Origin of the sequence: Apibacter sp. ESL0432 (assembly GCF_019469225.1) — a bacterium.
GTDB lineage: Bacteria > Bacteroidota > Bacteroidia > Flavobacteriales > Weeksellaceae > Apibacter.
In genome coordinates this window covers 998,182-1,010,744 of sequence record NZ_CP048266.1, presented here as the reverse complement: position 1 = coordinate 1,010,744, position 12,563 = coordinate 998,182, and the positions used below count along the sequence as shown (strand labels likewise).

The following is a 12,563-nucleotide window of genomic DNA, read 5'->3' as shown; positions in this document are numbered from 1 at the left end:
GAAACTATTTTATGTTAAAACAGGATTTAAGACTAAAACAACTTTTAAAACTATCTCCTCAGCAAATTCAGCTAATGAAACTAGTTCAGCTTCCTACCCTTGCATTTGAGGAAGTAGTAAAACAAGAAATCGAAGAAAATCCTGCCTTGGAAGATAATTCTAATGAAGATTATTATGATTCTGCTGATTCCTTTGATTCCGAAAAAGAATATGATGATTCCGCAGACAATGAGATTATTGAAGCTCCGGATATAAATATCGATGATTATCTAAGTGATGATGAAGTACCCAGCTATCGGGTACAATCCAATAATTACAGCGATGACGATGATGATAAAGAGTTACCCTATGCTCAATATGAATCATTTCAAGAACATATATGCTCTCAATTACACACATTTAGATTAACGGAAAATGAAGAAGAAATAGCCGATTTTATTGTCGGAAATCTAGACGATGATGGCTATTTACGAAGAGATTTATCATCCATCGTGGATGATTTGGCTTTTACTCAAGGGATTTATACTGATGTTCCGACAATTGAAAAACTGTTAACTAATTATATTCAAAGATTAGATCCTACCGGTATTGGAGCCAGAGACCTCAGAGAATGTCTGTTATTGCAACTCAGAGCAAAAAATCCTTCAGAATCCACGGAACTGGCTTACAAGATTATTAATGAAATGTTTGATGCTTTTACAAAAAAGCATTACAGCAAAATACAGCAAAAATTTTCCATTTCTGAAGAAAAGCTTAAATGCGCGGTGAATGAAATTGAACGCTTGAACCCTAAACCGGGAAAGGCTTTTACTAACAATTCAAAAAATACGGAACAAATTATTCCTGATTTTACAATTAGAATTGTAAACGGAGATTTGGAATTAACGCTTAATGGTAGGAATGCTCCTGAATTAAAAATTTCCAGAGAATATTCTGAAATGTTGGATACATATAAAAACACCGAACATAAATCGAGAGAGCAAAAAGATGCGGTAATGTTTGTTAAACAAAAGTTAGATTCTGCTAAATGGTTCATCGATGCGGTTAAACAACGTCAACAAACCTTGTATGTTACCATGAAATCAATTATGGATTATCAGAAGGAATATTTTTTGACGGGAGATGAAGAGCAAATTAAACCAATGATTTTGAAAGATATTGCCGAAATCACCGGTTTAGATATATCCACTATCTCAAGGGTTGCCAACAGTAAATATGTGAATACTCCGTATGGAACTTTGCTTATAAAAGATTTATTTTCTGAAAGTCTTACCAATTCAGAGGGCGATGAAGTTTCCACACGCGAAATTAAAACCATCTTACAAGAAGTCATTGAAAATGAGGACACTAAAAAACCACTTACCGATGATAACTTGATGAAAATACTTAATGATAAAGGATATAATATAGCAAGAAGAACTATTGCAAAATATAGAGATCAACTCAATATTCCTGTAGCAAGATTAAGAAAAAAAATATAATTTAAATTCATTTTCCATGCAGGTTTATTTAGAACTTTTACAACATATATTAAATAAAGGAACTCGTAAACAAGATCGAACCGGAACGGGTACAATAAGTACTTTCGGATATCAAATGCGATTCGATTTACAAAAAGGATTTCCTCTTGTTACGACTAAAAAGCTCCATTTACGATCCATCATTTACGAATTACTTTGGTTTTTAAAAGGAGATACCAATATTAAGTATTTAAACGAACATAAAGTTCGTATATGGAATGAGTGGGCAGATGAAAATGGAGATTTAGGTCCAGTTTACGGGCATCAATGGAGAAGCTGGGGGGCTCCGAATGGCAAACATATCGACCAGATCTCGGAAATCATCGATCAAATTAAAAATAATCCGGATTCTCGTAGAATTATTGTCTCCGCTTGGAATGTAGCAGATATTCCTCAAATGGCCCTTGCACCTTGTCATGCACTTTTTCAATTTTATGTGGCTGACGGAAAGTTATCTTTACAGTTGTATCAAAGAAGTGCAGATGTTTTTCTTGGCGTGCCTTTTAATATTGCCTCTTATTGTTTGCTGTTACATATGGTGGCTCAAGTATGTAATTTAAAAGTGGGAGAATTTATACATACCTTCGGAGACGTTCACATTTATAATAACCATATTGATCAGGTAAATCTTCAATTAACGCGTGAGCCTCGACCGCTTCCAACATTGAAACTCAATCCTGATAGGAAGGATATTTTCAGCTTTCAATACGAAGATTTTTCCATTGATGGCTATGATCCTCATCCTCATATTAAAGCAGATGTAGCTGTTTAATAATCAGATACTTTTTATTTTTATAAAACCAATTATAAGATATAATTAATAGTATAATTATACCTTATAATTAAACAACAGTAATCGGCTAGTTGTTATATTTAACTTCAATCATATTTAATGATGAATTTCTGCTGTCTTTTTCATTAAATATTACCGAAAGCAATCGATTGTCTTTGCCCCTGTTAGTCACTAATACCTTAACATCCGTTCGTTGTTTGATGTTTTCTATATCATCAACTATTTTATAACATTTGGTTTCCACAATTACATCATTAAATTTGTTATAAGTATAATCACAATGAAGGTCTTTATCCTTAATATATCCCGTCATTAAATTTTCGTCATCATAAATATATTCTGTAACCATGTGTTCCGATCCATCATCATCTTTATAATATTCTTTTTTAAGATTTCCTTCCTCATCGTATTCATATAAAACGGAGCTGTTAAAATCATTATTTTGATAGATATTCTTTTTAGTTATATTCTCATTTGCATCATAATCAAAATAGGCTTCTTCGGTAGTTTGATTAGCATAGTCGAGTTTCACAGATTTATAAGGTAAACCATTTTCATTATAATAATAAAAGGTATCATTTAAATCATCTATGTGCTGTATAAGAAAATCGTTATAAAAATAATTTACATACACATCTTTCTTATCCACACAATCGTGCTGAAACAAAGCAATACCCTGTTTATTGAATTCTGTTAATTTACATTTTTTACCGTAAAGACTATCTTTAACAATATATTGAATACTTTTTAGAGCCTTTTGATCATATAAAGTGTTACTGGTAGTTTCTAAGGGTATAATATGACTGTACGCTTTCCTATTAATATCTTTATAAGTAATTAATTTTTTGAATAAATCAATCATGGCTACATTATCGAATTCCAAATCATTTAATTCAATATTTTTATTATCAACAATCGGTTCATACCAATCTTGTTTGTAAAAATATTTTACATCATCCGGATTTGAAAAACGATATCCATACCTGGCATAAATTTCATTTTTCATTAATTCCAACTCTTTCGGTTTTTTATCTTTTAAATCTTCAATACCTAAACGAGTAAAAGCAGTTTGCGGATATTTTCCTGGAAATTCTTGAGGGGTTAAGATAACTTCATCATCATTAATACGACAATTCCTATTCCCGATTTTATCTTTGGTACAAACCATTAATTTGATTTTCGAATTACTTTCGTTATGAGATTTATCCTTTTCTTTTAAAAATATAAAAGATGCTTTGACCTGATCTGAAATAAAATTACCGTCTTCTATCTTAATATTGGTTAATTTTTGTACTTTACGGTGTAAATCTCCCCCTTTTCTGCTGTTAAAATCAAGTTTAATAAACTCACTTATTCCCTGTGCATATGTTTTACCGTCTAGATTTAAAATTTTAATGAAGTAATTTTTTGTATCATTCTTGAAATGAAAAACGGTATTTATTTTAGTAACACTATCTCCCACTTTCTCATCAACTAAAGAGGGATCAACTCTCATTCCACTTTGCGAATAAATTGTTTTTTTTTGTGCCATAAAAAAAATAGGTATACATACCATTACACCTAAAAATACTTTTTTCATATAAAAATGTTTATTAATGCAAAAATACACAAATATGTATAACCTCAAATTTACCTTATATATTTATGCCTATTTTTATATAATCATGGTTTTTTAAAAAAACAAATTAAGCTAAAAGTTGGGTATATAAGACATTTGCATCCATAAATATCAAAAAAATTTAAATATTAATCCTATCATGAATTATAATTATTTAACCTATATTAATAATAATATAAAATTTAATTAATTTATTACAATATTAAATAATGATATTAAAAATAGAATGAATAAGTATTTTTTAATTTTTACTGTTCAGTTATTTAAATTTTTTTATTCCTGACATCTCTGCTCCATCTTCGGGATTTAAATATTTAAATGTGAAGGATGAAAGTATGGTTATAATACCCAAAATGAATAGGGTTGCTTTAAAGCTTGAACTTACTTCGGTAAATATTTCTGATTGATTGAATCCCCTTAAAATTAGAGAACTTAAGGATATTCCAAAACTCACGGATAACTGTTGTGTAACTGAAAGTATCGTATTACCTCCACTTGCATTAGCGGGTGTTAAATCAGCCAGAGAAATGCTATTCATTGTGGTCATTTGAATAGAATTAAAAAAGCCATATAAAACTAAAATAGGAATCAACCAAAACAATGAAGTATTTTTATCCGGAAATGAAAATAATGAAATCGACAAACCTAAAATTATCGTATTCGAAATTAATAAATTTCTATAACCAAATTTCTTTACCAACGGGATTACCCAAGATTTAGCAAAAATGGTTGAAATAGCTGAAAATATAAGCATCATTCCTGAAACTGTGGGTGATTTACCGAACCCGACTTGCAACATAAGTGGAAGCATCAACGGAACGCCTCCAATACCTAATCGAGTGATCAAATTTCCTATGATTCCAATTTTTAATGTCCTTATTTTAAATAAGTTTAAATCGATAATAGGCCGAACTATTTTTTTTGAATACATCACATATACACTTAATAAGCTAATACCTATGAATAATAAAATTAAAACATTAATTAAATCGGTCATTCCTTCTCCGGCAAATTCTAAACTTAACGAAAGCAATACTAAACCTAAACTGAATAAAATAAATCCGAAAAAATCAAATTTGCCTGTATTTTTTTTATAGTTTGGAAAGGCTTTCCAGGCAACTAAAATTCCTATGATACCTATAGGGATATTAATTAAAAATATCCAATGCCAACTAGCAATTTCAACTAACCAGCCTCCTAAAGTTGGACCAATAACCGGTCCTATTAATCCGGGAATAGTAATAAAATTTATAACTTTCAAAAGTTGATGTTTAGGATAGGAATAGATCAACGTTAATCTTGAAACGGGAACCATCATAGATCCTCCTATGGCTTGCACAATTCTCATACAAACCAACATTTTCAGAGATACAGAAACTACACATAAGAAAGATCCTATGGTAAAAACAGCGATAGCTAAAATAAATATATTTTTAGATCCGAATTTATCTGAAAGCCAACCGCTTAAAGGAATTAGTAATGCTAACGTTAATACATACGCTATCAAAACCGATTGCATTTCGAGGGGAGATTTATGTAAGTCTTTTGCTATGGAAGGAAGGGCTGTATTTAATATGGTTGAATCCAGAAATTGCATAAATATAGCCATTGCAGCTATCCACGGTAAATATTTTGAAACTTTTCTTTCTGTCATTTTTTATATAAATCACAAAATAATTTATTCATCATTATACAAATTTTGTACAGAAATGATTTATTAAGAAAAATAATAAACTTATATTGATTTCTATGTTTTACAGCGTAAATTTTCTTAGATGAGTATTAATACGTTTTTATTAACTTTTAAAATAATTCGGATTTTATATGTAAACTTTTTGGTTTGAATTAATTGATATATGTATCTATCATTTAAATGAGTAAGACTAATTATCGTATTTCGGTTTATAATAATAAACAATATCGATGACATCAGATTTAGACATAGCTCCCGGATTAATTCCTAATTCTCCTTCCGGAATAGGAATTCCTAATTTTTGAAAATGACTTTCCCAATACGGAATAAATTTTCTTGTCTCGGAGGATTTAAATGTCATTACATTTAAAGGAAATACTTCTTTATTACCATTGGATATAAACAAAATTTTATATATAAGCTCTGAACAATAGTATTGATCATTAGTCAAATCAAAAGCGTCATCGTATTCTTTACCTATTAATTTTTGAGCTTCTTTTATCGCTTGTGGAATCAATTTTTGATAGGGTGCTTTCAATCTTCCTACAACAGAAATGGGCGGTTTATTTTCATATTTTTTTGGAACTAAAAATTCTTCCAGCGGTGTAATTTTTACTTTTGGATGAGTTGCTTCAATTACATAAAATGATTTTGTAATAGAATCTTTATATACCATTCCAACATGGGTGAAATTATAATTATCTATGCCTGAAGTAACCTGTTTGATCGCGCTATCCATATTTTTAGCATAGGATTCTTGAAACAGTAAATCTCCATCTTTTAAATCAAATGTAAATGAACTATAACTTTGTGAAAAAACAAAACAAAATTGATATATAACGATTAGGCTAAAATACTTTTTCATAGAATCTATTTTTCGATACAAATATAAAAAACACATAATAGTTTATGTGTTTTTTATATTTTTTTAAGTTTAAATTAATATTCAAACATTTTAAATCAGTTGATTGTTATATAATCTACACCGCTATGAGCGGACATTTCAGGCGCATACACGGATTGCACTGAAGTAAACCCGTTTGAAAATTCTCCTTTATTAGTAGCTCTTACCTCATATTCAAACACATACGTTCCTTTTCTTATATGTTCAAAGAAAAAATTAGTAGATGAATCGCGGGTACTTTCATAATAACTTAATCCGTTTTGATATTTATACGAAGAAAAAATATTAACTGGTTCAAACCCTGATGCTCTCATATCTTTAATATGAATAAAATCCATATCACGATCTGCTTTTAGTATCAGTCTTACAGTAATTACATCACCGATGGATATATAATTTTTACTCGAAATATCCTGTAATATAAAACCTTGATCGTTTACCGTTTTTTTAAATAATTTTTTCTGAATTTTTATAGCATTTCCTGCATCAGTTATTTTATCTAAATCTTCGATATATTGATAATATAATCCTCCCCAAGCTATACCGGGAGATGTTTTCTCAATTTTTATATCTCCCATTTCCGATTTCATTTGCTCAGAATTCCATGTTTTTTTAAAATATCCTGTAGTTTGAGTCAAGGAAGCATCGACTGATGGATAAATTTGCTTGTTTCCACTAAAAATGCTCACATTTTTTTCTCTTTCAGACCAATCTTTTCCAAAATTCAATAAAGCATACAAAGCATTAGTTGTAGCTTTCGTAGAGCCCCAAGAATTAGTCTGTTTATTACCTAGCAGCCAAATTTTCATTTCTTCTATAGAATTAATATCTCGGGGAGTCACCTCTGCAAAGGCTTCTATAATTTTAGTTTGAGATTCGATCGGTGTTTGGTATCTCGACCATCCGGCTAGATTATCTTTCCAATACATACCTGTAGTTTCTGATTTCACCGATGTTTCTTTCAGGTTATGAAGCACAGTTTGCTCTGATGTTGTATATCCAAATCTATGCAAAGTGACGGCCAACATCGCTTTATTTTGTGTATCTAACTTTTTAAAATATTTTGTAAAATTTCTGTTAATCTCTTTACTGTAGTTTTCTGTTTCTAACGGTAATGGATAACGATCTTTCCAAAAACTTCTTACATAATAATACTGTAGTAAATCGCCCTCCTCTCCTGTTTTTTCCATTTGATTTTTATGGATATAATCCAATGCGTTTTGATCGGAATATGCAATAGCTTTTTTAATCACCTGTTCCAGATCATTCGGTATATATGTTGAATACTGAATGCCCAACATTCTTCTGAGTTGACCTATTCCGGCAATAATATTATCAGTTATATATGCATTAGAATTTCCTCCTTCAAACCAAGCAAAACCGCCATCAGGATTCTGCAAGTTTTTTAGTTTCTCTAGAACTTTAGCATTTTCTTGAGCCATTTGGTTTAAATCGAACAGCAAAGAAATTCTCTTTTTCTCTTCGGTTTCATTTTCACCGGTACGTATCCAAGGGGTTTCTTCTAATAGAATATTTTTCAATTCTTGATTCTTTTCTAAATTGGATATGTTGATCCCTTTAGAATTCCAATCATTTAATACATTTTTAATATTCGGAACGGTATTTACTATAAAAGAGGCCAATATATTCCCATATAAACGACTAAACACTTGCTCCGAATTTTCATAGGGATATTCCTTTAAATAAGGAATGGTAAATATAGCCAGCCATACAGGGTTACTAGCAACCTCCAAATTTAAACTTAATGGAGATAACGACTTTGAAGAATGAGTACTAAGCTTATCTAAATGATATTCTTTTGTTTCATTTTCTTTTATGTTGATAGGTACAGATTCGGTAATTAATACCCTATCGGAAAGTATGGGAAGTACACTTTCTTCACCATCTGAAAAATTACCTGCATTTGCAACTATGCGTAAACTGACGGCTTGAATATTTTTTGGAACTTTAATTTTCCAACTTACTTCGGTATTTTTAGAAAGTTCTGCTTTGAAAGTTATAACAGGGGATAAATTATTAAATATATCATCTACCGATTTTTGAGTAAATGCATCAAATAGAAAAAGCCGGGCATTTCCTGTTATATTTTTTCCGGTTAAGTTATTAATTTTTGTACGTATCGTTAGTTCATCTCCTTCTCTTAAAAATCTGGGAAGATTAGGAACTACCATGAGATCTTTTTGAGTTTGTGCATGAAATTTGGCTGTTCCCGTTTGTAAATCTTTAGTGTGAGCTAAAATAAGAAGTTTCCATTGAGTTAAAGCCTCAGGTGAGGTAAATGAAAATGTAACATTACCTTTCTCGTCAGTATAAAGATTAGGATAAAAGAATGCGGTTTCTTCTAAATTCCTTCGATACTTCAATTGAGAAAAATTCTTTTCTACATCTGCATCTTGATTTATTATCTTTTGCTTATTATTACTTCCAGTTAATCCGTTTTCCCAATTAGAATCGGATTGCATATAATCAGCGTTTTTAGGAATGGCAATTGCAGAAGTAGCTACCACTTCCCCATCGTATAAAGAACCTATGGATATATCCTTCAAATCAACATTTTTTGGATTTTTATAAATTAAATTAGGTAACTTTTCTGATAATCTATTTGAAATGAGATTATAACCAATGGTAGAAGCCGATTGATATAATACCCCATACGTATAATACTTCCAAGGAGTGAATGTGTAAGTAGTTGGAGCAAATTGATCTAAAGACTCGTCGTACATTGTAGCCAGTACTTCTGCAGCAATTTTATCTTTATCATTCCCGCTAATAGTCAAAGTCCAGGTTTCTTTTTGTCCCGGATATAGCTTATTCCTAAATACATCAGTTTTAATTTTTAAGTCTTTAGGTTTTTCAACAACCTCAATTTGAAAGCTTTTTACTTGATATCCATTTTCATTAACCAAATAAGTTAAAACAAATAGTCCATTACTAATAAAATCCTTAGTTGTCATAAAGGAATAGGTTCCTCTACCTTTAACTAAGGGTATTTCTTTGTGAACTATCCATTTCCCGTTACTTTCCAAATGTAAAACGGCTGTTGTATTTTTTAAATCAGAAAAAAAGTTGAGTTCAATTTTTTCTCCTACCTGATATGATGATTGTGTGGCGTTTACACTAAAATATTCATAATCTGATGATTTTAATGTTTTATCATCTTTTATTTCAATAATTCTTTGAGTTTTAACGGTATCAGTACCCAATACAGTTTCAGCTTCCACTAAATAAAATCCTTTAGATAATCGAGAAGAAAGATTAAGAGTATCTGATATTTGAGTATCAAACTTATAGGTATTTATTTTTTCTTTTTTCCACGCCGACGGATCCTGCTCATCTTTAGCATAAGGTAAATGTGGAAAATAACGTTCAAATGATTCTTTATCGTATAATTGATATTCCGGAACGATTGCCAATTTATTTGGAAGAAGTATTCTGGATGGCCCTTCAAATTTATATAGGTTAACCATCCCTTGAGCATAAACTTTTACCTCATTTAAATTAGTTGATTGTATGATTAGTTTTGTAAAATCTTTTTGAGTGGATACATCCGGTGTATGTAAGGTTAGTTGAAAAGGGAGATCTCCCAAAGTAATTTTAGTTTTTTTAGTTTGGGTTTCTCCGGTATTATCTGTAACATCTACTGTTAAAATATAGGTATAATATCTATATTCATTATCCTTTTTAACATCTTTAGCCTTTGCGAGATAGGAAATTGCAAAAACTCCCTCTTTATCTGTATTTACTTCTCCATGTGCTATTATTTCGGATTGATCTGAATAAGGCATGGGATAATACATCCTATATAAAGGTACTAAACCTTTTCTTTCAACCCTGTAATTAACTTTTGCATCAGAAACAGGCGATCCATTATATGATAACGCTTTACCTTTACTTTCCACCTGTTCATCTAGTTTATAATTTCCTGAAAAATCATCAAATGTGATTTCAAATTTTGGTCTTTTGTATTCTTCTACTGAAAAATAATGAGTATCATTACTGAAATTGGAAGATATATAATAATTTCCTGTCAAACCTTCTTGAGGCAGAATAAACTCTCCAAATATACTTCCGTAATCATTTGTAGTTAAATTTAATGTTGAAATTTCCTGTCCATTCGCATTATTTAATGATAGAGTCACTTTTTGCTGTTTTACTACTAAGGTTTTATCCTTATCTTTAGTATAAAGTATTACTTTAAAAAAAACTTTTTGTCCGGGTCTATAGATGGATCTGTCCGTAAAAAAAGCACTCATCTTTTGAATATCATTTTTAATTACATCACTTTCATCATTGTACATGCTTGAAGGAAGTTTCATGTAGAAATGTGAAGAAGGAATATATATATAAGTATCTCCAAATTTTGAGCTGAGTTTAGATAAATCAAAAAGTCCGTGCGAGTCGGTTGTAATGGTATAGGGCTCAAGTAAATTTTTTGAATCTATATTTTTATTTTGTTTTTTGTATACGGTTATAGATTTATTTGAATAGACCTTTCCCGTTTTACGATTTAATAATTGAAATAATGGATTTACGTATCTTCCTAATTTAACAATACTCCAATCATGGACCATAAAGTATAAGGTTCCATTGAACTCTGAATTTAATTCTTTATTGGGTATAAATGATGAATTAGTTGACAATTCCAACATATAATTTCCTTCGGAAAGACCATCTAATTTAATTAACGTAGAATGAGTCTTAAAATCTGAAAACGATTTCCATTCCAACACACCATTTCTTATCTGTTTTTTATTTACCATGGAATAAATCCCATTGGATATAAATTCTGAATTAGTCGAATTTATCATCGTATTATTATCCGAACTTAGCTGAAAAATTCGATAATAAACTTTATTGATATTAGTAGCTTCTATTATCAACGGGATGTTTTCATTTGGTAATTGAACTTCATCCAATGAGGCATTGAGGGATATTTTTTGAATTTCTTCGATAAGATTTTTACAATTTATAGACCACGGGTTATTTTCAGAATAGGTAACATTTTTACAAATTGAATATGCTTTTTCTTTGTTTGAATTCATATTCATACTCGCTGCTTTGTAATATAAATAGGCGGAAAATTTTTGAGTCGGATAAGAATTTGCTAAATTCTCTACTAAAGCTGCTTTCATCTCCAAAGTTTCAGAAGAATGAATAGTATTTTCAATTTGTTTTAATTTAACGTTTAGAAAAGCTGATTTATCCGGATCATTTTTATGAAATTCGTATAAATCTTTATAAAGATCGTTAATTTCTTCTTCTTTATTTTTTTTATCCAAAGACCCTTTGGTCTCAATTGTATTCTGCGTTAAAATAAACTCGCTTGATAAATCATTTTTTTCTAAAGCATGGATATATCGAAACACTAAAATATCGTATAAAGTAGGATATAATTCTATATCTTCATCTGAATTTAAAATGTTTTTCCAAAGTAATGTTTTTTCTTTCTTAAGTAATTGATCATTTTTAATGGATTTTTTATACAAGGAAAAACTCTTTTGCATAAGTTGTTGAGTGGACCAATCGCTAATATCATTAGAATGAAATTCAGTTTCTGTAATATTTCTTCTTTCCCAACGAGTTCTAATTGAATAATCTTCATAAATTTTTGCTAACATCGATTTTGTTAAGGATAAAGTAATCCCTTTAAAAGAATTCATTTCCTTTTCAAAATTTTGGATTACAAGTTTGTACGGATCATTATCTTTATCCTCTTGAGTTTGTGATAAGATTTGATATTGATATATCAAGGAATTAATAATTTCCGAAGAATTATTTTCTTTTTTTGCCTGAATGTAAAGTTGATTAACTTTAGGAAGTAAAGATTTAAACTTTCCATTCTTCATTTCTATATCAATTTCCTTCCATTCTTTATCATAATTGATAACTTGTGCCATACCTATTTGAATTATCCAAAAACTTAAAAATAAAAAAATCGATTTCATATGATTTTATTTCAAAATATAAAATATCTATTCTTAATTTATTACAATAAAGATGCTTAAATTACTAAA

The 12,563-nt window shown here is 29.8% G+C and carries 6 protein-coding genes; 2 read left to right on the top strand and 4 right to left on the bottom strand.

Annotated features, from left to right (window positions below):
* Positions 1 to 11 precede the first annotated feature (11 nt).
* Entirely contained in the window at positions 12 to 1,481 is a 1,470-nt protein-coding gene (rpoN, locus tag GYM73_RS04260; protein WP_160542191.1) for an RNA polymerase factor sigma-54, read from the top strand.
* 16 nt (positions 1,482 to 1,497) lie between these two features.
* Complete coding sequence (locus GYM73_RS04255) at positions 1,498 to 2,292, top strand: thymidylate synthase (RefSeq protein ID WP_220234245.1); 795 nt, start codon at positions 1,498 to 1,500, stop codon at positions 2,290 to 2,292.
* An 88-nt stretch (positions 2,293 to 2,380) separates the two neighbouring features.
* Here the strand turns inward: GYM73_RS04255 and GYM73_RS04250 are convergent, their stop codons facing one another.
* The 4 genes from GYM73_RS04250 to GYM73_RS04235 all read right to left on the bottom strand — a co-directional run bounded on the left by GYM73_RS04250 (position 2,381) and on the right by GYM73_RS04235 (position 12,494).
* Positions 2,381 to 3,892, bottom strand: coding sequence for a YARHG domain-containing protein (locus GYM73_RS04250; RefSeq protein ID WP_220234244.1), 1,512 nt, complete (start codon positions 3,890 to 3,892; stop codon positions 2,381 to 2,383).
* Positions 3,893 to 4,190: 298 nt separating this feature from the next.
* Positions 4,191 to 5,585 (bottom strand): DHA2 family efflux MFS transporter permease subunit, encoded by a 1,395-nt coding sequence (locus GYM73_RS04245; protein WP_220234243.1) that lies wholly within the window; start codon positions 5,583 to 5,585, stop codon positions 4,191 to 4,193.
* Between the two features lie 229 nt (positions 5,586 to 5,814).
* Complete coding sequence (locus GYM73_RS04240) at positions 5,815 to 6,489, bottom strand: YiiX/YebB-like N1pC/P60 family cysteine hydrolase (RefSeq protein WP_220234242.1); 675 nt, start codon at positions 6,487 to 6,489, stop codon at positions 5,815 to 5,817.
* A 95-nt stretch (positions 6,490 to 6,584) separates the two neighbouring features.
* Positions 6,585 to 12,494 (bottom strand): alpha-2-macroglobulin, encoded by a 5,910-nt coding sequence (locus GYM73_RS04235; RefSeq protein WP_220234241.1) that lies wholly within the window; start codon positions 12,492 to 12,494, stop codon positions 6,585 to 6,587.
* Between the last annotated feature and the right edge of the window lie 69 nt (positions 12,495 to 12,563).

What these genes read in the sequence shown, in the direction of transcription:
- rpoN (WP_160542191.1), top strand. Translation starts at nt 12, where the DNA reads ATGTTAAAACAGGATTTAAGACTAAAACAACTTTTAAAACTATCTCCT.
- GYM73_RS04255 (WP_220234245.1), top strand. Translation starts at nt 1,498, where the DNA reads ATGCAGGTTTATTTAGAACTTTTACAACATATATTAAATAAAGGAACT.
- GYM73_RS04250 (WP_220234244.1), bottom strand. Translation starts at nt 3,892, where the DNA reads ATGAAAAAAGTATTTTTAGGTGTAATGGTATGTATACCTATTTTTTTT.
- GYM73_RS04245 (WP_220234243.1), bottom strand. Translation starts at nt 5,585, where the DNA reads ATGACAGAAAGAAAAGTTTCAAAATATTTACCGTGGATAGCTGCAATG.
- GYM73_RS04240 (WP_220234242.1), bottom strand. Translation starts at nt 6,489, where the DNA reads ATGAAAAAGTATTTTAGCCTAATCGTTATATATCAATTTTGTTTTGTT.
- GYM73_RS04235 (WP_220234241.1), bottom strand. Translation starts at nt 12,494, where the DNA reads ATGAAATCGATTTTTTTATTTTTAAGTTTTTGGATAATTCAAATAGGT.